We start from the raw sequence: 21,235 nt of genomic DNA, 5'->3' as shown, positions 1-21,235 counted from the left end.
ACGAAGATCCCTCTGTTTTGTTTACATATATTGGTTATTTTTCATTTATTTACTTGTATTTCATAATCAATAACTCCTACTATTGTTAATTACTTATCACAATAGAAAAAAAGACCGTCCCCTTATTTAGAGAACGATCTTATGTCTTTGATTCTTTATTGATGTTCTTTTGATGATCATACCTTTGAGTGTTGATAGTATCCCCTTCTTGTTTAGTTATAATGCTTGTTCTCCACTGGCTCCTGTTCTTATTGTATAAACATTATCCACTGAAGATACAAAGATCTTTCCGTCGCCAATCTCCCCAGTCCGTGCTACTTGGGTAATGACCTCGATGACCTTATCAACATCACTGTCAACAACCACAACCTCGATCTTCACCTTTGGAATAAGATGAATGGTATACTCAACACCTCTATAAACCTGAGTATTTCCTTTTTGTTTTCCACACCCGATCACTTGGGTCACTGTCAATCCATTAACCCCATGTGAACCTAAAGCATCTTTTACATTGTCTAACTTTCCAGGTCGAATAATCGCCTCAATTTTCTTCATAATTAAATCCTCCATCTATAATTTAGTTTGCTTGTTTTTTATCAAGCGACTATGGATGTAACTGACTTACCCCATTAGATAAACTCTGAATATGCGGTTTCTCCATGTAGCGACAAATCCAAACCATTTGCTTCCTGTTCTTCACTGACGCGCAATTTGGTGAACAAGCCTATTACTTTTAATATGACGAACGTTGCTACTACAGCAAACACCACGGTAACTAAAACACTCGTGGCCTGAATACCAAATTGGGACATATTTCCATAGAGCAATCCATCTGCACCAGCTGAATTAATGGTCTTGGTAGCAAAAATTCCTGTAGCCAGTGCTCCCCAAGTTCCTCCAATGCCATGGCATCCGAAGGCATCTAAAGCATCATCATATCCGAATTTCGCTTTCATTACGCTGATTGCGATATAACAAACTAATCCACCTACTAAACCGATAACTATGGAGGAGAGTGGGGTCACAAATCCGCAAGCAGGGGTGATGGCTACTAACCCGCTGATCGCACCGCTGGCTACGCCAAGCATCGTGGTTTTCCCTCGATGGATGCGTTCCACAAATGCCCAGGCAATGGCAGCCGCAGCAGCGGCAGTATTTGTATTAACAAAAACCATTCCCGCTAAACCATTAGCACCCAAGGCGCTCCCTGCATTAAAACCAAACCAGCCAAACCACAGGAGCCCTGCACCTAAAACGGTCATTGGCAAATGATGAGGTGCCATTGATTCTTTGCCGAGTCCTTTGCGCTTTCCAAGTATCAGGGCTGCAACTAAAGCGGAGTAACCGGAACTAATATGAACCACATTTCCTCCCGCAAAGTCTAACGCTCCCATATTCCTTAAGAAACCGCCGATACCCCAGACCCAATGGGCCACGGGATCATAGACAAACGTTGCCCATAACAGCATGAAGAGTATAAATGCAGGAAAGCGCATCCGTTCTGCAATAGCACCGCTAATTAATGCGGGAGTAATTACTGCAAACATCATTTGAAAAGCCATAAAAACAATAGCGGGGATAGTGGCGGCATAATCCGCATTGGGATCCATCCCGACTCCATTTAAACCCAGCCAGTCTAAGCCACCAATTAAACCGTGTTGATCCGTTCCAAAAGCTAGAGTAAATCCAATTAAAATCCATTGCAATGAGATGAGGCCAATGGCAATCCAACTATGCATAAATGTACCAAGAACATTCTTTTTACGAACCATACCACCATAGAAAAGTGCTAAACCAGGTGTCATCAGAAGAACCATAGCTGACGAAACTAAAATAAAGGCTGTATCTCCCGTATCCATAATTATTCCTCCTTACTTCGAAAACTTGGCTAATGCCAAGCCATAAGCCTAGTAAAACAAAAAGGCGCTTTGAGTACTCTTGCGAGTATCCCAAAGCGTCTTTGCTTTGCCTAAATGTATTAACCTATAGGGTTTCGGTTGTGCACAACCTTATGTTAGGTATTCTAGCATAAAGGCCAAACCAATTACAATACTTTCTTTTCATGAATCTTGTATACGTGATTTTCTTTAAGCGGTTCAGCGGACATAGTTCATTAAAACTGACATGATGAGAGGGTTATAGACAAACTCCAAGAATAAAAACAAGATGAGTCCCACAATTCCACCGATCATCGAGCCATTGATCCGAATCCATTGTAAGTCGTTACCCGCTTTATCCTGTACAAACTGATTGAGGTCCTGATCCGTGTACGCTGCCAGCGTCTCCCTCACCATCTGTCCAATCATGTCATGTTCATTTTTGATTACGCGACATAATGTATCCACGATGAACGAATTCACCTTATCCCTAAGTGCTTTATTTTCCTGAATGTTAACCCAATATTTTTCTAGATAGAAGTGTAACATGCGATGCAGGGCATTTGGCTCGGAGGTTAGTGACGGAGAAGTTGCAGTGTTGATGGCCGTCCCTATGACAATTTCTAAAAAGTCCTCAAACAAATGATCTGTCAAAAGATCATCTTTCCAGCGCTCTATCTGGACTTCAAACTCTGGATCTTGAGCCAATGCCACTATTTCAACCATTAGATTGTCCCTCAAAGTTACGCGCAAAGGATTGTTTTGATCTTTCAATTTGCGCAAAGTTAGAAGTAACTCAACTTGCAAGGCATCAGCTGCTTCAGCAAGGTTTAATCCATCTGACATCTCTACAAAACCTAGTAGAGTACGGAATATAGACCCTCCGTTGCTTACCTTTTCTTGCTTTATCTCCTCAAGGTATCGGAGAATAACTTGCCTTGTTTCCCCTTGGGCAGCTTTATCCCACAAACCTTCTGCCAACTGATCTAATCCTTGATCAATATAGCCATGATTCAATGCCCATCCGCTCGCAGCCTCAACCTTGGGTGCTATGAGCCAGGCCTTAGAATTTTCTCGAAGATACACAGAAAGTTTCTTCGCTAACTGGTCCGGAGATTGTCTTTCTATATAACGCTGAAGGTAAGGAGTTAATTTGTTCGTAAGATATACTGAACCGCCTTCCTTTTTAACATAGTTAACAAGGGACTCAATAAAGGGAACTCCTTCAATCTTCTGTCGAATCAGATCAACGCGTAATAGCTCTGACTGCACCATGGACGCAACTGCTTCAATGACCTTTTCCCTGTTTCGCGGGATTAGCGCAGTGTGAAAGCCCCAGCCCAGCGGCTTCTTGAAAATTGCAGTTACAGCAAACCAATCGGCGATTCCACCTACCAAGGCTGCTTCTAGGACAAAATACACTAGCCTGATCCCAAAGTTATGAGGATTAAAATGTTCTATGACTGCTGCACCTATAAAAAGGATAAAAACTGCGGTCAAAACGAGATTTGCCTTTTTCTGATAATTCATGACTGCAACACCATCCCGAGCAAGTAAATCAGCATTCCAGCTAAGCCGCCAACGACTGAGCCGTTAATTCGAATCATTTGCAGATCATTTCCGGCTTTATCCTCAATCAGCTCAACCAGCTTGTCATCTGTCAAAGGATCCAGCCCTTCGCGTACTATGCGTCCGATGGCATTGTGGTGGTATATAATCTGTTTTTCAAGAATACTTTTTACCTCTTCATTGACTTTCGACCTCAAATCTTTATTATGTTCGATTTTTTCAAGATACCCCTGCCAATTGTCCCTTAAATTTACGAGCAGGTGCTCAGTCACAGGCGAGGAGCTCTCAGAGCTTGTCCCTGAGGAACCTGAAACTATGTTCTTTGCCTCCAAAGTTTCCAGTCCCCCATCTAAAGCTTTGATAACCAAGAGATCCAGACGCTCTTGGAGCGAAGTCTTGGTTTTGAGTTCCAAGACAAACTGGAGCAAGGATTCCTTAAGCCACTGTACGACGGTCCCGTCCTGTAATATCATTTTGACCTTTTCTTGCAGGCCATGCGCCAGCTCAGCAGGTGAAGGGAGGAACTTTCCAATCATTTTACGTGTGGAATTGTTTTCTTCATACCTTGTTAAGGCTGCTTCCATCATATTCTTGAGAGTATTCTGAACGACAGGTTGATCTACGAATTTAGTGATTGCCTGACAAATAACCGTCAAGACCCGATCGATATCTCCATGTTCTATTGAAAACTCGATGACTTCTGCCAGAGTTTGAGATAGCTTTAAATCCTTTATGTTCTCTTTAAGCAACTCCTTAATTTGTCCCCTGAGTACTTCCGGCTCCCGATGGTTCCAGATATCCTGCACGAGATTGGCAAGCATAAGATTCACAGTTTCCTGAACTTCCCGCTCCTGAAAGACTCGAATCAGCACTCCAGAAAAATCCCAAGCGGACAGTTTACGTCTAAGTATGTCTTGAGAAAGCAATTCGTGTTGCACCATATCTGCTAAAGCTGTAAAAATTCGTTCTCTGTTCTGGGGAATAATCTCAGTACGCACGACTTTACCTGGCCGAATACCTAGCGGCCGCCGAAAAAGGGCCGTTACCGCAAACCAATCGGCAAGCCCTCCTATCATTCCTGCACTGCATCCACTTGAGATGAGCCCACCAAGAAAACTGCCTTGTAGATAAAATGGATAGCTCACTAAAAAACCTAGGGTAATTCCTCCCAAGGTTAGGTTGGCACTCTGGGTATTATTTCTTTTCGTCATTTTTTTCACCTGCATCAAACATTATGAGGAAATTTCTGGTTTCTTTGTCCCCTCCCTACCTATTCTAGCCTATTTTTTATTCCTATGCCAGTATCCATAACCTTTGTATCTATTTTACTTCCTGCCATCAATCGTACAGAAAGTTCGAGATTAGAGCATATCTATAGAGGCCGGATGCCGTAACGGACTGGTATCAACGACTCAGGCTCAAATAAAGTGTACCCTATAGGATTGACGTTTTTTCAAATGCCTCCTCTATAAGGTACACTTTAAAAATCTTTAACAGAGCTTGAGTCTCTTTACATTGTTGGCGACCTTATGCCTCGTTAGGAACTATTCATAGACCTTCTCTTCCATCAAATGTGCGTTTTCAGCATCTTCCTCGATTGCTCGATGGTTAGACATCTGGGTTTTTAATTCCTTGTAATATTCATGCTGAATAATGAGATCCATCACTTCATTCGTGCCCGTCCAAATCATGATTAATCTTGTATCCCGCAAAAGCCTTTCTACTGGGAACACATTCGTATAGCCAATCCCCCCCATAATTTGCATGGCATCATTAACGACGGCCCAGGCAGTACTGGTGGCAAATTTTTTGGCCTCAGATACTAGGCGTCTGCCTTGGGCCGCCGGCACTCCTGAGTCAATAGCTCGAGCAGTCGTGTAGACTAAGGCGCGTGCAGCATCCAAACGGGTGATGGAATCAGCAACTTTGAAACTCACTGCTTGGAAATCTTTGATAGTGTGATTAAAAGCCTTGCGCTTGGTACTGTAAACTGAGGCTACTTCTAGAGCTGCACGGGCCATGCCTAAGGCTCCAGCCGCACTTGTCATTCTTTCCGGAATCATCATCTGATAGAAAATCTCAGCGGCTCCGTTTTCGGTGCCCAAAAGGTTTTGGCGAGGAATCCGTACATCCTTAAAAACAACACGCCCTGCTCCGCCACCTCTGGTCCCCATTAGTCCGTACACATGCCCGACTTCTACGCCTGGGCCCCGGTCAACGATGAAAGCACTCATGCTTTCATGGGATTTGCCCTCAGGATTGGTCTTGGCATACACCATGAAGTAATCTGCTCCTTCAGCCCCAACGACAAATCTCTTTTGGCCGTTAAGTATAAAATCCTCCCCATCTCGTACCGCAACTGTGGTGGCACCAAAGAAGTCTGAGCCGCCCCGGGGTTCAGTCAGCGCCTCGGCGGTGTAGATTTTCCCTTCTAGAGTGGGTTTTAGGTAGCGTTGTTTTAAGTCCTCCGAACCAAAACGAGCGAGAGCTTCCCCAACGATGGAAGGCAACGAGTAAAGGCAGGCTAAACTGGTGCCTAAAATCCCAATTTCCTCTAAAACTCCGACTTCATCAACCCAGTTAAGCCCCCGACCGCCATACTCTGGGGCAAAACGCAAACCTAAAAGATTTGCTTCTCCAAGATCTTTAATGTATTCAACGGGATAAACCACTTTCTCGGCATCCATATCCAAAATTAATTGCTTGGGGACCTTTTCTTTCACAAAGGCAATTGCCTCGTTTTGCAGTTCTTTTTGGGCGCTGGTCAAAAGAAAGTCGAACATTATTCTCTCCTCCTTGTTCATGGTAGATTTTATTCACTTGACTATCTTATTTGTCCGTTGGCAGGTCATCTTCTTTACGACGTTATTCCTCTGTACATTTCTTCAGTAACTCTGTAAATTGCTGATGATAGTCTAGTAATTCTGCTTTAAGCAGGGTGAATTCTTGGATTTTCTCCTCAAGCTCCTGCAGGCGCTTTTCTCCGTAGGCCACTGCACGTTCCAATTGGAGACCCTCCGTACGATCAATATCATAGAGATTGATCATTTCCTTAATTTCACTCAGAGAAAACCCCAACCTTTTACCTCGAAGAATTAACTTTAAGCGAGCTCTCTCTCGTGCCCCATATAGCCTCTGGCTCATTTTTTCGTGGTGTACTGGGGTCAACAAGCCCATCTCTTCGTAATAGCGAATAGTTCTCGGTGTAATTAGAAATTCTTCTGCTAAATTTGAAATACTCACGAGGGGCTGTTCAACAACCAAAAAATGCACTTCCTTTCAGAATATTAGAGATTACTATTACGAATATTCTGACACCAGTTTACGTTAGCGTCAAGCCCTTTATTTTAAATACCACGTTCCCCATGCATAATTTTTTAAGGATTTTTTATTTTATCTCGTACGGTCAAACTCTATTTTTGAACTTACAAGGATTCCTTGCAAACTATACGTAAATCTTGGAAAACTGGGAACTATAAAAGAAACTCCTCAGAATAGAACCTTACTAAAGGAGGATTCCATGAGCAACAACAACTCTTTAATTAAAGATCCTTATCAACTGTTGGATGACTATATTGACAGCCTCCCCTACAAAAAGGAGAATCTTATTTTAATTCTCCACCATGCGCAAGGACTTTTTGGCTACCTGCCCGACAAGGTGCAATGGCATATTGCACAGAAATTGGACATCCCCTCAGCCAAAGTCTATGGCGTTGTGAGCTTCTATTCATTCTTTACCATGAAGCCCCGTGGGCAACACGTGGCGAACGTTTGCATGGGCACCGCCTGTTTTGTACGAGGCTCTGAGAAGTTACAACAGGAAATCGAGAGTCAACTAGGGATTAAAACCGGGCAAACTACGGAGGATCATCTTTTTTCCTTAGATTCTGTGCGTTGCATTGGAGCGTGTGGCTTGGCTCCTGTCATAACAGTGGATGGAAAAGTCCACGGACGTTTAGAAAATACCGAGGATATTAAAGAGCTTTTTGCTAAGTATCGCTCGGAAGCGACACCCGATGCACAAAGCGAGATATCTAACATCGAACCTATTCAAGACGTGAAGCACGCTACTTGAAACTATTTCGGGGCGCGATACTTAAAAGTTGCAGACTTCAGTTCGGACTTCGAACTTCGAACTCGCGCCTCCGCTCCTCGAACCTCGACTAAAGGAAGGAAAGTCATATGAAACTCAAAGACACCGCTGCGCTGAATGCCCTAAAAACCGAGAGCCTGACTCTTCTTGATAATCGGCGTATTGCTAACCCACTAACGACTATGGACGCCCAAGGCAAACCGCGGCATATTATGGTTTGCGGAGGAACCGGTTGCCACGCTTCAGATAGTCCTGAAATAGCAAAATTACTAAAAGAAGAACTTGACCGGCGCGGATTATCTGATCAAGTTGAAGTGCTCCAAACAGGTTGTTTTGGTTTTTGTGAAAAAGGGCCAATTCTTGAAATCCACCCCGATAATACCCTATATGTAGAAGTATCCACCAGCGATGTAGCAGATATTGTTGAGGAACACTTCGTTCAAGGGAAGCAGCTTGAACGACTTCTCTATATTGACCCCAACACAGAACAGCGTTTTGCTTCCGACCTCCCCTTCTATCATAATCAACTTCGTATCGCCCTCCGCAACTGCAGCTATATTGCCCCTGAAAACATTCGCGAATATATTGCTGCCGATGGCTATCAAGCCTTAGCCAAAGTCCTTTTTAAGATGACCCCTGATTCAGTTATTGAAGAGATAAAAAAAAGCGGCCTCCGCGGAAGAGGCGGCGGCGGATTTCCCACCGGGGTAAAGTGGGAACTAACACGTCAAGGCGAGGCGAAACAACGCTATATTATTTGTAATGCTGACGAGGGGGATCCCGGGGCTTTTATGGACCGCTCTATCCTCGAAGGCGACCCTCACAGCGTTTTAGAGGCGATGCTCATAGCCGGCTTAGCGATCGGATCAACTCATGGATTTATCTATATCCGTGCTGAATATCCACTAGCTATTCACCGTTTAGAAATCGCAATCACCCAGGCGAGAGAGTATGGATTACTTGGAGAAAGAATTCTAGGTAGTGATTTCTGCTTTGATGTTGAAATTAAATATGGAGCAGGAGCCTTTGTGTGCGGAGAAGAAACTGCCCTTATTCATTCCATCGAAGGTGCTCGTGGGGAGCCTTCGGTTAAACCCCCTTTCCCCGCTCAGGAGGGACTGTGGGGCAAGCCCACCTGTGTCAATAATGTGGAAACCTTTGCAAATATCACCTCCATTATTTTAAGAGGAGCGGACTGGTTCTCTAATATCGGAACGGAAAAAAGCAAGGGGACTAAGGTTTTCGCCCTAGCTGGAAAAGTTAACAATGTTGGGCTGGTAGAAGTCCCTATGGGAACGACCCTGCGTCAAATTATTTTTGATATTGGCGGGGGGATCAAACATCATAAGACCTTTAAAGCAGCGCAAACCGGCGGACCTTCTGGCGGATGTATTCCCACCAAATATTTGGACACCCCCATTGACTACGAATCGTTGATCTCCATCGGTTCTATGATGGGTTCTGGGGGATTGATTGTTATGGATGACAGCGATTGTATGGTCAATATCGCGAAATTCTTCCTCGAATTCACAGTAGACGAGTCTTGCGGTCGGTGCACCGCCTGTCGGGTCGGCACAAAACGTCTTCATGAAACCCTGACAAAAATTACGGAGGGCAAGGGAACCTTAGACGATTTAGACAGTTTGGAAAAACTGAGCAAGATTATTAAGGATACCTCACTTTGCGGACTTGGCCAAAGTGCGCCCAATCCTATTCTCTCTACCTTGGAGTATTTCAGGGACGAATATCTGGCCCATATAGTCGATAAATCTTGTCCGGCTGGAGTTTGCAAGAGTTTACTGAGGTATAAGATTACTGACAAATGCAAAGGGTGTACTCTTTGCACTAAACATTGTCCAGCCAACTGCATTTCCGGCTCCGTCAAGGAACCGCACGTTATCGACGAAGAACGTTGCCTCAAATGCGGGGCGTGTATGGAAAAATGTCGATTTGGTGCCATCATTCGCCATTAAGTTACCCCTTAAGGAGGTCTCCGTTATGGATATTCAACTAACAATCAACGACATATCCCTTACCGTTCCGGAAGGAATGTCCATTTTAGACGCTGCTCGAACCATAAATATTGATATTCCAACCTTATGCTACCTCAACCTGCATGAGATGAGAATGAATAATCACATAGCTTCCTGTCGTGTCTGCGTGGTCGAAGTAGAGGGTCGACGAAATTTAGCCCCAGCATGTTCCACTCCTGTATTCAATGGCATGGTCGTTAAAACAGATACTTTGCGTGCTGTCCAAGGCAGACGGACCATGGTAGAACTCCTGCTTTCTGATCATCCCAAATCATGTTTAACTTGTCCTAAAAACCTGGATTGTGACCTCCAATCCCTAGCGGCAGATCTAGGTGTACGAAATATTACCTATGAAGGGGAAGAATCCGAGTTTCCAATTGATAAATCCAGTTTAGCTATTATTCGTGACCCAAATAAATGCATACGCTGTCGCCGCTGTGAAACGATGTGCAACGACGTTCAAACGGTTGGCGTATATTCTGCAGTGGGACGGGGTTTTGAAACAGTAGTTAAAACTGCCTTCGACTTACCTCTACACGACACCTCTTGCACGTTCTGCGGACAATGTGTAGCGGTATGCCCTACTGGGGCCTTGATGGAACTTGATCAAGTAGATAAGGTGTGGAAGGCCCTTAATGATCCGACTCGTTACGTTATTGTAGAAACGGCACCTGCTGTACGGGTCGCTCTCGGAGAAGGATTCGGACTGGAACCGGGAACGATTGTGACAGGAAAAATGGTTGCCGCCCTCCGGAGGCTTGGTTTTGACCGTGTCTTTGATACGGAGTTCGGGGCTGACGTAACGATTATGGAAGAGGCTACTGAGCTGATTCACCGTATAGAACACGGCGGGCGTCTGCCGATTCTCACAAGTTGTTGTCCTGCATGGGTCAAATTCTTTGAGCATCAATTCCCAGATTTACTGGACATCCCCTCAACCTGTAAATCTCCTCATGAAATGTTAGGGGTCTTGTCTAAAAGCTATTATGCTGAGACTTATGGGATTGATCCTCAAAAAATTACCGTTGTCTCGATTATGCCTTGCATAGCCAAAAAATACGAAGCAGCCCGCCCAGAGTTGGGGCAAGATCCGGTCACTCCGGATGTGGACATCGTCATTACAACCCGCGAACTTTCGCGTATGATCAGGGAAGCTGGGATTCATTTTGATCACCTTAAAGAAGAAGACTTTGATCACCCCTTAGGGGAATCAACGGGTGCAGCTGTGGTTTTTGGAACTACCGGCGGCGTCATTGAAGCGGCCTTGCGAACTGCCTACGAGTGGCTGACGGGAAAACCCTTGGAGAACGTGGAATTCGAGTCTCTTCGGGGAATGGATGGAATTAAGGAAGCAGTCATTCCAATTGGAGAGCGTGACTTTCGAATTGCAGTCACACATGGTCTGGGGAATGCCCGAACCATTCTGGAAAAAATCCAATCAGGTGAAAGTCATTATGATGCCATCGAAATAATGGCTTGCCCCGGTGGATGTATTGGGGGCGGAGGACAGCCTTATCACCATGGAAATATAGAAATACTGCAAGCCCGTGCTAATGCCATCTATCAAGAAGACCGCTCCAAGCCTTTGCGCAAATCCCATGAAAATCCCGCGGTACTTAAGCTGTACAAGGATTTTATTGGCGAACCCTACGGAGAAAAAGCCCATCAACTACTCCATACCAGCTTTACAAAGCGTCGAAAAATCTAGCTTCCTTTCCTACTATTTCTTAATGTTAAAGGTTATGATAAACTTTGAGAGTAAATTTTTAAAGAAGTGGTGGGAATATGCAACACGAATTCTCTAGGACTGAGCTTCTTATTGGCAATACTGGTCTGGAAAAGCTTCGTAAAAGCAGTGTTATGATATTTGGAATTGGAGGAGTAGGCTCTTTCACTGTGGAAGCCCTGGCCCGCGCCGGTATTGGCCATTTAATCCTAGTTGACTTTGACGATATATGCCTTACGAATATTAACCGACAATTACACGCTCTCCGCTCCACCGTGGGCGAAGCGAAAGTTGAGGTCATGAAACGGCGAATTCAAGAGATCAATCCGGCAGCCCAAGTGGAAACCATCAAAGAGTTCTATTCGGCGGCTGATGCGGAACGCTTTCTTGATCGAAAGCCAGACTATGTTGTTGATGCCATTGATACTGTTTCCAGTAAAGTCAGTTTGGCTAAAGAATGCTTACTGCGAAAAATCCCCTTTATCTCCAGTATGGGAGCGGGAAATCGCCTTACTGCCGAAAATTACAAAGTTACCGACCTTTCTAAAACTAGCGGAGATCCACTAGCTAAGGCCATGCGCAAATTGCTGCGCAAAGAAGGAATCACTAAAGGAATTAAGGTAGTATTTAGCCCCGACCTGCCGCTTACTCCAATCCCCTCCGACAACGACTGTCGAACAAATTGTATCTGCCCAAGCGGGGATGCCCACTGCGCTGAAAATCGCCAAATTCCTGGGAGCATTTCCTTTGTTCCACCTGTTGTTGGTCTGCTTATTGCCGGAGAAGTTATTCGGGATTTACTTAATTGCGAGATAAATGCGTAGGTTAAAATTTAAATCTTTTTAGAAAGCACTGAAGTCTTAGGACGCTTGTCTTGACTCACCATAGTCTTGAATACGAGAAAAAATACTCCGATATCAATAAGGATATCTCCAACACTAAACATTTGTTTTTTTAATCCTAGGATATCCAGATAGAAACGATCTGCTAAGAAACTCAGGTGAGTCATTGATGTCATCAAACCATGAGTACCTTGTCCCTCTAACAATGCTTTGCGGCTCTCCTCTGGAAGAAACAATGGATCGACGGGCATTACTCCTCCGTTTACACCAATCACAATAGTGTTAAGCAAAATCCCCAGAGTAATCCAACTCATACCTGGGCATGTTCTGTTACGCCATGTGAAAAATAGTAATAAAAAATAGGACCCTGTACCAAGCGACTGAACGAGCCAACTTGAGTCTAGTCCAACTTCTCTAACAGCGGCCCAGTAGAGACCACTTTGTATTATAAGCGCAACTGGGACCAGCCAAGATACCCTTAAAACGAGCTGGCCTAAGCGGTTAATTTTCCCTCCCCATAACAGACTTATTATTAATGCCAGAATTAAAGCTTCTATGAGCATACTTCACCTCTTGAGTAGAAATTAAGCAATTTGCACGTGTTCCACATTAACCCTTTGGGCTACCTCGTCCGTAACCACATTGCAGAAAACTTCTACAATTTTTGGATCTAATTGTGATCCTGCTACCCTTTTCAACTCAGCAATAGCCTCATCATGAGTACGCCCTTTGCGGTAACTGCGATCCGAAGTAATCGCATCATAGGTATCGGCAACAGCAATGATCCGTGATTCCAGTGGAATCTCTTCCCCTTGGATCCCATCTGGGTATCCTTTTCCATCAAACCGCTCGTGATGATGGCGAACTACTTGTCCAATATCAAATAAGAATTTAATACCTTTGATAATCGTTTGACCAATCACAGGATGACTGCGAATAGCCTCCCACTCCACCTCTAGAAGTTCCCCTTCTTTATTTAGGATTACTTCGCTGACTCCAATCTTACCGACATCGTGTAAAGCTGCCGCATATTTAAGAAATTCAATTTTTTCTTCACTCATTTCAATTCCTTCTGCAACAGCGACTGCCAGCTTGCCTACCCTTGCTGAATGCCCGCTGGTATATGTATCCTTAGCCTCTAGAGCCTGGACTAAGGCTTCGACTGTATCGAGATAGTTTTCCCGCATATCGATATAGAGTTGAAAGGCATGCCGAGAAATTAAAAGTGGGATAAATAGCAAGAGGATTCCCTGAGCACCCCAATCTTTATAGATCAATGCTAATAAAAAACCAAGGGGAACAAGTGCCATAAAATTTGGTACAGCCCATCGGAAATTGACAATCCATATTGACCAAGGCGATTTATTAGAAACCAGTCCCAATACTATAGCGACGATTGTCATATTCATTACCATATAAATTGTTGCCGCTATTATATAAAATATTATCGATCTTATTTCAAATTGAAAGAATGGAATTTCTGAATAACTTATTGCAACATGTGCTACGGATAAGGATATTACATATTGTGATGCGTTAAACACACGTTTATAAAGAGGTTGCTCTAAGCTAGCCTTACCAAAGATAAGCAAGCCAGACAAAGCCATTGCTGATAACGTTACTCCTAAGGGAAATAGAATTAGAGAAGAAAGAAAAATGGAATAACTAACCGTCACGTATCCCCCTTTTGGTAGGGCAACGGGCAAGGATTCAGAGGCGATCGCAAGAATACAGAAAATCAAGAAATTGATTAATTGTGTTTTAGTCCAATCTGTATTAATCATATTCCATAGCAATATTATGGTGGCAGAGGTAACAATTATTGTAAAAAATAGCTTGAGTTTAACCGATATATTTTCCATTAGCCACCTCATTATATATTTGGCCGACTTACTCCACAACCGAAATCAAGGTTGCGCACCTAGAAAGAAGGTGAGTTATCCCTGTAACTCTAGAGTCTAGGTTATAGGAACTACCACTTAAAGGTTGCGCCACCGGCGAGTACAAGAGTAACGAGAACAGAGATTGCTTTTAATAATTTGCTCATTGCGGTAAACCTCCTTGATTTTTTATCAAAGGGACAGTTTTACCGCTTCGCTCTTTTTCCGTTCCGCTGTTTTTTCCGCTTCGCTATAGTGAAATAAAACAGATGTACTCCCCGATCTAAATTGTTAAGTGGTCGGCCAAATCTTGCAAAATTAATTGGAGCTGAGAAATCACAGTTTGCGATTAACTGCGTCAAGGGTTGCCTTAACCACAGCTTCTCGATCATCATTTTTGACAATGGCACATCCGGTAAGGGATTGTTCACCCGTAGAGGCAATTAAAGTAATGGAAACTAAAGCAATATGTTGCTTCGCTAGCTGTATAATTCCAACATCTTCAGTAACAAATAAAAGTCCTGAATTGAGAGGTTCAAGTGCTTTAAGTGTCGCCTCAACAAACAGCCGCAGTTTGTTATGAGACGAAGACGGCCCCTCAGCGAGCCCTTCGAGCAGCGTATCTCCTTTTAACATTTCCACTTTAACTTCTGCCATTCCATTAACAGTTCTAAGTGTCACTCCAACTAATTTAAGCCGATTTGACACCTCGATAGCAGAGTTCCCTTTTTCGTTCTCTTCCAGTTGGGCCACACTAATCTTTTTATGGTCAATTTGCAGGTCGAATTGGGCTGCTAAAATCGACTCGACATCCCTTACGATCTGTTTAGGTACTCGTCCTGATCCAGCAAGGATATGAACTTCTTCGATTTCTCCCAGCTGATTAATATTAATTCGAGCAGCTACTACTGATTTAACCTGTTTTATGGCCTGCTCCCAATCTTTAATTGGATAAGGCATCTCTGACATGAAAACACTCCTTAGTATTTCTGATTCCTTTTTTATAGTGCAATGTGTATTTTCGACGTCTACTTGCATTTTCCTTTATTCCCGACTGGTAAAAGTTCTAAAAAATCCTAACTTTTCACAATATAGTAATTTTGAGAACCATTTTCCTCTTTAACAGTTCTTGCTTCCCATATTTCAATGTCATTCCTCATTTTGAAAAATATTAAGGTCCCCTTTACCGATGGTTCAGTAAAAGGGACCTTAAAGGACTTCTCAAGTTTTTTTATGCCATGAACATTTTTACATCATCTTCAACAGTGGAGATGCCTGCAATACCGAAGTTCTCAACCAAAACTTTGACCACATTCGGAGACAAGAAGCCCGGAAGGGTTGGTCCTAAGTGAATGTTCTTTACACCTAAGTGAAGCAGGGCCAGTAACACGATAACTGCCTTTTGCTCGTACCAGGCAATGTTATAGGAGATAGGCAGTTGGTTAATATCATCGAGCCCGAAGACTTCTTTTAGTTTTAAGGCAATTACGGCTAAGGAATAGGAGTCATTACATTGTCCTGCATCGAGCACTCTTGGAATACCGCCAATGTCCCCTAGGTTTAGTTTATTGTATTTATATTTAGCACATCCTGCCGTTAGGATCACAGTGTCCTGAGGCAGAGCTTTGGCAAAATCGGTATAATAGTCCCGGCTCTTCATGCGGCCGTCACAGCCTGCCATAACGAAGAAACGCTTAATCGCTCCTGATTTGACGGCAGCTACAACTTTATCAGCCAGTGCCATAACTTGATTGTGGGCAAATCCTCCAACGATTTCGCCAGTTTCAATTTCCGTTGGGGCTGGACAGCTCTTGGCATGGGCAATCAAGGCGGAGAAATCTTTGGCCTTTCCGTCTGCGCGGTCAGGGATATGCTTTACCCCTTCAAAGCCGACTACCCCAGTTGTGTAGATGCGATCTTTGTAGGATTCTTTCGGAGGAACGAGGCAGTTGGTGGTTAAGAAAACCGGGCCGTTAAAGGAATCAAATTCTTTGTCTTGTTTATACCAGGCATTGCCGTAGTTGCCGACAAAATTGTCATACTTCTTGAAGGCCGGGTAGTAATGGGCTGGGAGCATTTCTCCATGAGTATAGACATCTACGCCTGTTCCTTGGGTTTGAGCGAGCAATTCCTCCAGGTCTTTCAGGTCATGGCCGCTGATCAGAATAGCCGGATTGTTTCTGACTCCGATGTTGACTTTGGTGAGTTCTGGGTTTCCGTAAGTCGTAGTGTTGGCTTTATCTAAAAGGGCCATAACGTCCACACCGTACTTCCCTGCTTCTAAGACAAGCGCTACCAGATCACCGGCTGCCAGTGTATCATCCAGGGTCGCGACCAAAGCCTTTTCGATGAAAGCAAAAATACCGCTTTCTTGATACTCAAGGGTATAGGCATGCTCTGCATAAGCGGCTATCCCTTTTAGTCCATAGGTGAGTAACTCTCTGAGAGAACGGACATCTTCGTTTTCCGTGGCTAAAATGCCGACGGCAACCGCTTTTGCTTCAAATTGGTCTGCTGGCATTGTCCAAGTGGCTGCATCATGCAAGCCTGCTGGAATAGTGCCGCCAGCTTTGAGAATATCTTGCTTGAGTCCTTCACGCAGGGTTAGACCCTCTTGGATTCGTTCGACAAAACGGCTTCTGTCAAAATTAGCATTTGTAATCGTGCTGAAGAGGCTTTCCATGATGAATTTATCTATATCCGGTCGAATAACACTTAGTTCACGTGCTTGAACCGCATAAGTGGCGATTCCTTTCAATGTGTAGATTAGAAGATCTTGCAAATTAGAGACATTTTCCGTTTTCCCGCAAACCCCTTTAATCGTGCAACCGGTTCCTTTAGCTGTTTCCTGACATTGGTAACAAAACAATAGATAACAACTCCTTCATTTATATTTGGCGTCCTTGGGTTTTCCCTGCGCCTTGGTTTCTTTATCCGATGAGCTAATATTATCACTATAAACTGTGCCTTTATGTGATTTGGGTCACGGTTTCAACGTGATAAATTGACAAAGCAAGGCGACTTTCGCGGCCTTGCTTTTAGTAACCTCTAAGATCATGATGCATAATGCTCTCAAACAACTATCATTCTATATTTATGCTTTATTTGTCATCATCAAATTCCTCTTCGTACTTATGCCCTCTGTGCTGATTAAATTTATTGGCAATGATAAAAATTGCTACGAATAATACCAAAAATGTGGCTACGCCAACTACTGCGTTTGGCCAGACATACAACGCTGACTCGGACATCGAATTAAAGATGGACACTGCTGATATAACCACTATGATTGCAACTATTATAATCAAATTCTTTACAGCTTGTTTCTTCCTGCGCTCACCGTAAATACTTATCTTCATCGTATGCATTCTTATAAACTGATACAGCGGAAAAAATATCATAATTACATATTCCGTAATACATTCCTGCAACTCCATCTTAAATATCATAGTCTTTACTAAAAATGATGCTACAACACCTAAAAATACTATAACTGCCATTTCACTTCTGATTTTATTTTTTGCTTGTTCAATTCTTTCATCTTGCATGCTTTTATACCTCCCAAAAAATATCGTCTAATGTTTTACCTAACGTCTTGCATATAGCTATACACAACTGTAATGATGGATTAAATTTCCCGGCTTCAATCATTCCTATGGTCTGTCTCGTTACACCGACTGCTTCTGCCAATTGTTCTTGAGACATATCCAAAATAGCTCTTGCTGACTTCAATCTAAGATTTTTCAAATGCAGTCCCCCTTACATTGCATATTATACAATATAATATGCAATATGTAAACTATATATTGCATATTGTTGAGTGAAAAGGCTCTTTATTCTCTAGGCCACTATTCGCAACAGCCAAACGAGATCAAAGCACCCGAAAATTGTATAATAACAAAGAATCCTGTGGAAACCTCGCTGGCATTTAAGGCCATACCATTTTATAATGTAAAATGGTATGGCCTTAAATGCTAACTAGTTATTAAACTGGAGGAAAAGTATATGTTAGATAATCACAAAGAGCCCCAAATAGCCAAAAGTGTCTATCTCGCTGAAGGCTGTAAAATAAGAGGTGACGTCCACATCGATGAACAATCTAGTGTGTGGTTTAACTCAGTTATTAGAGCCGACCTCGCTAAAATTAAGATTGGCAAATGTTCCAATATTCAGGATTTAGTCGTTATTCACGTGAGCCTAAATCAACCCGTGACAATCGCAGACTATGTTACGATTGGACATTCTGCTATCCTTCATGGTTGCACGATTGGTAAAGGGTCTCAGATCGGAATAGGGGCTATTATTCTTGATGGTGCCGTCATCAATGAGGAAACGTCTGTTGCCGCTGGGGCCCTTGTTCCAGGAAACAAAACTTATCCTCCCCGAGTTATGCTAATGGGAGTACCCGCGCGTGTAGTAAGAGAACTTACAGAAAAAGAAATATCAGCCATGCGTCAAACTGCAGAACGATACATTGGCAAAGCCCAAGAGGCTATGGATGCTTTGATTCCCTAGTGAGTGTTAGTTTTTAATCACGCTGAAAAAATACAGCCTTCACCGCGTAAGTGAAGGCTGTATCCATCTTATACTAGTTAGATCTGCATAGGACTTTGCACTACATTGAAGGCTTATTCGGCCTTTTAAAGCGCCCAAACAGACGGGTGAAAGAGCGTGAAAATGGACTTTCACTGTTACCCTCTTGTTCAGCTGAATATATCCCATCAATTTCATTGATATCCTCAATAATTTGTTCCATATTTATTCTTCGAAAGGGTGTTCTTACTTTATATTGAATAGTAGTCTTATTGTTTTCTTCATTTAATAAAGTCATTGAAATATTTTGTGGCACTATGCTGTGAGCCTCAAAAAGCCGATTTATTTCTTTCACTTTACAAGTTCCGTTGATAGCGACTACTCTTAAGGTCTGACTGTTTCTGAAAAAATACGTTTCAACTGAGCGTTCTAATGTAATAAAAACTAACAGAGTAACAAAGAAAGCCGAGAAATAGAATCCTGCGCCTGCCGCCAACCCAATTGCTGCAACAACCCATAGTGAAGCAGCGGTTGTTAATCCTTTAACCGAAGTTCTATCTCTTAGAATAGTACCTGCTCCTAAAAAGCCTATACCTGAAACGACTTGAGCAGCCAATCGAGCGGGATCCTTATTGACTGAAGCAAAATCATTGAATCCATACATTGATAAAATCATGATTAAAGCAGATCCTAAGGATACTAAGATGTGGGTTCTAAATCCAGCAGGACTATCATTTTTTTCTCTTTCAAATCCTACTATTCCGCCAAAAACACACGCTAGAAAGAGTCTTAAAGCGATCTCATATTCAGTGATATACATTCTTCTATCTTCACCTCTTTCTCAGGACAAACAGTAATTTCTGCATTACAATTGATTTTAAGTTTAATATACTATACGATAAATCCTATTATAATTCCTTTTATTTCATCCACGGCATAATACAGTTTCTTGATAGAGCCTGATAAAAACCATGGAGTAAAGCGAACCGATATATGTACTCCTGTTAGAGAAATGTCCACAATAAAACAGCCCTGTTGGGCTGTTAAAATATTTCCAAACCGACAGGGCAATGATCCGAGCCTAAGATATCATTATAAATAACCGAGTCTTTCAACTGATCTTTCAACTCTGCAGAAACACAAAAGTAATCGATTCGCCAGCCTGCATTGTTAGTTCTGGCATTAAACATATACGACCACCATGTATAGGCTCCTTCTTTAGCAGGATAAAAGAACCTGAATGTATCCACAAAGCCATTCTTAATAACTTCACTAAATTTGTTTCTTTCTTCGGTAGAAAAACCAGCATTCTTTCTATTGGTACTGGGATTTTTAAGATCTATCTCCATATGAGCGACGTTTAAATCCCCACAAAATATAACCGGCTTTAGTTTTTCCAGGTCTTTAACATAGTTTAAAAAGTCTTCTTCCCACCTCATTCTATATTCCAGTCTGGCCAGCCCTCTTTGAGAATTTGGAGCATATACTGTCACTACATAAAACTTTTCGAATTCCAGGGTGATTACCCTGCCTTCTTGATCATGTTCCTCTATACCTATTCCGTAGAGAATATTGACTGGTTCAATCTTGGAGAAGATTGCCGTTCCTGAGTAGCCTTTTTTTTGAGCAAAATTCCAATACTGATAATATCCGTCAAGTTTAAATGGAATCTGTTCCTCCTGCACCTTTGTTTCCTGAATGCAAAATATATCTGCATTTTCTCTGGCAAAGAAATCCAAAAAACCATTTTTTACACAAGCGCGAATTCCATTGACGTTCCATGATACTAATTTCATATATATAAAACTCCTTGCTAGTTTAACTAGTTAAATCAATTCTGTGCAATATCCAATTATAACACACCAATAATGCAATGGGCTTCTCAGAGAAGAAATGTACTTCCTCTCGTTCCAGACTGTAATTGCCTTGCGTCTGCAACGAAGCAGAATATTAAACATCCTCTTATATAAGTGGGTATCCTTTCAATAAACTATTATCCTGCATTGTCTTTCATATTCTTTACCAGCCCTATCTGAGCTGCATAAGCAATCACTTGAGCCCTATTCTCTAGGTGAAGCAGTTCAATAATTCTTCCCATATGATACTTTAACGTCCGCTCTGTTAGCCCCAAAGCTTCTCCGGCTTCCTTATAAGTAATTCCCCTAGCGACCATTTCCAGAATTTCCAGTTGCCGCTCGGTAAGTTGTAGCTTCCCTCTCTTCGTCTCTTCTGATTCATGCCTAAAAAGTTTCTGCTCATGTACGCTGTTGGGTCTAAATTCTTTTAAAAACCGGTCAGCAAGGCCCGCTGATAAAGGAACCTCACCCTTTTCAAGATCAGACAACATCCCGACAAGCTCCTTGGCATTAGTGCTTTTTAATAGATAGCCTGATGCCCCATATTTAACGGCCTCAAAAAGATCCTCATCCTCCTCCGATGTAGTGAGCATGACGACCTTAATATCCGGCATTTCAGCCTTAATCAACTTCAAGGCATCGATTCCACTGCACTCAGGCATCATTATATCCATTAAGATGATATCTGGTTTTAATAGCCGGGCCTGTACAAGCGCCTCTTTACCATCCTTTGCCACACCTGCAACCTTAATACCGTAGGTTTCAAGCAGGTATTGCAGTCCTTCTAGGAATAAAGGATGGTCATCTGCCAGCATCAATTTCATCT

20 protein-coding genes are annotated in these 21,235 nt (G+C 42.7%); 5 read left to right on the top strand and 15 right to left on the bottom strand.

What is annotated here, in order from left to right; all coding sequences use genetic code 11:
- Positions 1 to 216 precede the first annotated feature (216 nt).
- From BUB11_RS03140 to BUB11_RS03115, 6 genes are all read right to left on the bottom strand, one after another.
- A complete protein-coding gene (locus tag BUB11_RS03140; protein WP_073027795.1) occupies positions 217 to 555 on the bottom strand; it encodes a P-II family nitrogen regulator in 339 nt (112 codons plus the stop codon).
- Between the two features lie 74 nt (positions 556 to 629).
- A complete protein-coding gene (locus BUB11_RS03135; RefSeq protein WP_073027793.1) occupies positions 630 to 1,859 on the bottom strand; it encodes an ammonium transporter in 1,230 nt (409 codons plus the stop codon).
- A 237-nt stretch (positions 1,860 to 2,096) separates the two neighbouring features.
- Positions 2,097 to 3,407, bottom strand: coding sequence for a DUF445 domain-containing protein (locus BUB11_RS03130; RefSeq protein WP_073027792.1), 1,311 nt, complete (start codon positions 3,405 to 3,407; stop codon positions 2,097 to 2,099).
- On the bottom strand, positions 3,404 to 4,657 hold the full coding sequence (locus BUB11_RS03125) for a DUF445 domain-containing protein (RefSeq protein WP_073028192.1): 1,254 nt from the start codon (positions 4,655 to 4,657) through the stop codon (positions 3,404 to 3,406). The genes BUB11_RS03130 and BUB11_RS03125 overlap by 4 nt, the downstream gene beginning before the upstream one ends.
- Before the next feature lie 333 nt (positions 4,658 to 4,990).
- Positions 4,991 to 6,229, bottom strand: a complete 1,239-nt coding sequence (locus BUB11_RS03120) for an acyl-CoA dehydrogenase family protein (RefSeq protein WP_073027790.1) — start codon at positions 6,227 to 6,229, stop codon at positions 4,991 to 4,993.
- A gap of 82 nt (positions 6,230 to 6,311) precedes the next feature.
- Complete coding sequence (locus BUB11_RS03115) at positions 6,312 to 6,689, bottom strand: MerR family transcriptional regulator (protein ID WP_073028191.1); 378 nt, start codon at positions 6,687 to 6,689, stop codon at positions 6,312 to 6,314.
- Positions 6,690 to 6,966: 277 nt separating this feature from the next.
- Here BUB11_RS03115 and BUB11_RS03110 point away from each other — a divergent pair, with 277 nt between their 5' ends.
- The 4 genes from BUB11_RS03110 (at position 6,967) to BUB11_RS03095 (ending at position 12,122) form a co-directional block, all read left to right on the top strand.
- Positions 6,967 to 7,521, top strand: coding sequence for an NADH-quinone oxidoreductase subunit NuoE family protein (locus BUB11_RS03110; protein ID WP_073027789.1), 555 nt, complete (start codon positions 6,967 to 6,969; stop codon positions 7,519 to 7,521).
- Positions 7,522 to 7,628: 107 nt separating this feature from the next.
- Positions 7,629 to 9,512, top strand: a complete 1,884-nt coding sequence (locus BUB11_RS03105; protein ID WP_073027787.1) for an NADH-quinone oxidoreductase subunit NuoF — start codon at positions 7,629 to 7,631, stop codon at positions 9,510 to 9,512.
- Positions 9,513 to 9,537: 25 nt separating this feature from the next.
- On the top strand, positions 9,538 to 11,280 hold the full coding sequence (locus tag BUB11_RS03100; RefSeq protein ID WP_073027785.1) for an NADH-dependent [FeFe] hydrogenase, group A6: 1,743 nt from the start codon (positions 9,538 to 9,540) through the stop codon (positions 11,278 to 11,280).
- A gap of 77 nt (positions 11,281 to 11,357) precedes the next feature.
- Positions 11,358 to 12,122, top strand: a complete 765-nt coding sequence (locus BUB11_RS03095) for a tRNA threonylcarbamoyladenosine dehydratase (protein WP_073027783.1) — start codon at positions 11,358 to 11,360, stop codon at positions 12,120 to 12,122.
- An 8-nt stretch (positions 12,123 to 12,130) separates the two neighbouring features.
- Here BUB11_RS03095 and BUB11_RS03090 read toward each other — a convergent pair whose 3' ends face one another.
- From BUB11_RS03090 to BUB11_RS03065, 6 genes are all read right to left on the bottom strand, one after another.
- A complete protein-coding gene (locus tag BUB11_RS03090; RefSeq protein WP_073027781.1) occupies positions 12,131 to 12,703 on the bottom strand; it encodes a DUF5317 domain-containing protein in 573 nt (190 codons plus the stop codon).
- Positions 12,704 to 12,724: 21 nt separating this feature from the next.
- Positions 12,725 to 13,924, bottom strand: a complete 1,200-nt coding sequence (locus BUB11_RS03085) for an HD-GYP domain-containing protein (RefSeq protein WP_242947432.1) — start codon at positions 13,922 to 13,924, stop codon at positions 12,725 to 12,727.
- Between the two features lie 432 nt (positions 13,925 to 14,356).
- Positions 14,357 to 14,989, bottom strand: coding sequence for a hypothetical protein (locus BUB11_RS03080; RefSeq protein ID WP_073027777.1), 633 nt, complete (start codon positions 14,987 to 14,989; stop codon positions 14,357 to 14,359).
- A 262-nt stretch (positions 14,990 to 15,251) separates the two neighbouring features.
- The gene (gene hcp, locus BUB11_RS03075) at positions 15,252 to 16,889 is read right to left on the bottom strand and encodes a hydroxylamine reductase (protein ID WP_073027776.1); all 1,638 of its coding nucleotides are present in this window, start codon (positions 16,887 to 16,889) and stop codon (positions 15,252 to 15,254) included.
- A gap of 232 nt (positions 16,890 to 17,121) precedes the next feature.
- Entirely contained in the window at positions 17,122 to 17,568 is a 447-nt protein-coding gene (locus tag BUB11_RS03070) for a DUF6773 family protein (RefSeq protein ID WP_073027774.1), read from the bottom strand.
- Positions 17,569 to 17,572: 4 nt separating this feature from the next.
- Positions 17,573 to 17,767, bottom strand: a complete 195-nt coding sequence (locus BUB11_RS03065; protein ID WP_073027772.1) for a helix-turn-helix transcriptional regulator — start codon at positions 17,765 to 17,767, stop codon at positions 17,573 to 17,575.
- 258 nt (positions 17,768 to 18,025) lie between these two features.
- Here BUB11_RS03065 and BUB11_RS03060 point away from each other — a divergent pair, with 258 nt between their 5' ends.
- Positions 18,026 to 18,535 carry a gamma carbonic anhydrase family protein gene (locus tag BUB11_RS03060; RefSeq protein ID WP_073027771.1) on the top strand — a complete coding sequence of 170 codons (510 nt, stop codon included), beginning with the start codon at positions 18,026 to 18,028 and terminating at the stop codon, positions 18,533 to 18,535.
- A gap of 100 nt (positions 18,536 to 18,635) precedes the next feature.
- Here BUB11_RS03060 and BUB11_RS03055 read toward each other — a convergent pair whose 3' ends face one another.
- The 3 genes from BUB11_RS03055 to BUB11_RS03045 all read right to left on the bottom strand — a co-directional run bounded on the left by BUB11_RS03055 (position 18,636) and on the right by BUB11_RS03045 (position 21,233).
- Positions 18,636 to 19,373 (bottom strand): MgtC/SapB family protein, encoded by a 738-nt coding sequence (locus BUB11_RS03055; protein WP_073027769.1) that lies wholly within the window; start codon positions 19,371 to 19,373, stop codon positions 18,636 to 18,638.
- 223 nt (positions 19,374 to 19,596) lie between these two features.
- On the bottom strand, positions 19,597 to 20,349 hold the full coding sequence (locus BUB11_RS03050) for an exodeoxyribonuclease III (RefSeq protein ID WP_073027768.1): 753 nt from the start codon (positions 20,347 to 20,349) through the stop codon (positions 19,597 to 19,599).
- A gap of 197 nt (positions 20,350 to 20,546) precedes the next feature.
- On the bottom strand, positions 20,547 to 21,233 hold the full coding sequence (locus BUB11_RS03045; RefSeq protein WP_073028190.1) for a response regulator transcription factor: 687 nt from the start codon (positions 21,231 to 21,233) through the stop codon (positions 20,547 to 20,549).
- Positions 21,234 to 21,235 lie beyond the last annotated feature (2 nt).

Origin of the sequence: Desulfosporosinus lacus DSM 15449, from assembly GCF_900129935.1 — a bacterium.
GTDB lineage: Bacteria > Bacillota > Desulfitobacteriia > Desulfitobacteriales > Desulfitobacteriaceae > Desulfosporosinus > Desulfosporosinus lacus.
The sequence above is the reverse complement of the archived record's forward strand: the minus strand, read 5'-3'. Positions and strand labels throughout refer to the sequence as shown.

Excerpts from the sequence above, each read along its gene's own strand:
- BUB11_RS03120 (WP_073027790.1), bottom strand. The coding sequence starts at position 6,229 with ATGTTCGACTTTCTTTTGACCAGCGCCCAAAAAGAACTGCAAAACGAG.
- BUB11_RS03045 (WP_073028190.1), bottom strand. The coding sequence starts at position 21,233 with ATGAAATTGATGCTGGCAGATGACCATCCTTTATTCCTAGAAGGACTG.
- BUB11_RS03070 (WP_073027774.1), bottom strand. The coding sequence starts at position 17,568 with ATGCAAGATGAAAGAATTGAACAAGCAAAAAATAAAATCAGAAGTGAA.
- BUB11_RS03060 (WP_073027771.1), top strand. The coding sequence starts at position 18,026 with ATGTTAGATAATCACAAAGAGCCCCAAATAGCCAAAAGTGTCTATCTC.
- BUB11_RS03100 (WP_073027785.1), top strand. The coding sequence starts at position 9,538 with ATGGATATTCAACTAACAATCAACGACATATCCCTTACCGTTCCGGAA.
- BUB11_RS03125 (WP_073028192.1), bottom strand. The coding sequence starts at position 4,657 with ATGACGAAAAGAAATAATACCCAGAGTGCCAACCTAACCTTGGGAGGA.
- BUB11_RS03110 (WP_073027789.1), top strand. The coding sequence starts at position 6,967 with ATGAGCAACAACAACTCTTTAATTAAAGATCCTTATCAACTGTTGGAT.
- BUB11_RS03050 (WP_073027768.1), bottom strand. The coding sequence starts at position 20,349 with ATGAAATTAGTATCATGGAACGTCAATGGAATTCGCGCTTGTGTAAAA.
- BUB11_RS03105 (WP_073027787.1), top strand. The coding sequence starts at position 7,629 with ATGAAACTCAAAGACACCGCTGCGCTGAATGCCCTAAAAACCGAGAGC.
- BUB11_RS03090 (WP_073027781.1), bottom strand. The coding sequence starts at position 12,703 with ATGCTCATAGAAGCTTTAATTCTGGCATTAATAATAAGTCTGTTATGG.
- BUB11_RS03080 (WP_073027777.1), bottom strand. The coding sequence starts at position 14,989 with ATGTCAGAGATGCCTTATCCAATTAAAGATTGGGAGCAGGCCATAAAA.
- BUB11_RS03095 (WP_073027783.1), top strand. The coding sequence starts at position 11,358 with ATGCAACACGAATTCTCTAGGACTGAGCTTCTTATTGGCAATACTGGT.
- BUB11_RS03085 (WP_242947432.1), bottom strand. The coding sequence starts at position 13,924 with ATGATTAATACAGATTGGACTAAAACACAATTAATCAATTTCTTGATT.
- BUB11_RS03130 (WP_073027792.1), bottom strand. The coding sequence starts at position 3,407 with ATGAATTATCAGAAAAAGGCAAATCTCGTTTTGACCGCAGTTTTTATC.
- BUB11_RS03135 (WP_073027793.1), bottom strand. The coding sequence starts at position 1,859 with ATGGATACGGGAGATACAGCCTTTATTTTAGTTTCGTCAGCTATGGTT.
- BUB11_RS03055 (WP_073027769.1), bottom strand. The coding sequence starts at position 19,373 with ATGTATATCACTGAATATGAGATCGCTTTAAGACTCTTTCTAGCGTGT.
- BUB11_RS03140 (WP_073027795.1), bottom strand. The coding sequence starts at position 555 with ATGAAGAAAATTGAGGCGATTATTCGACCTGGAAAGTTAGACAATGTA.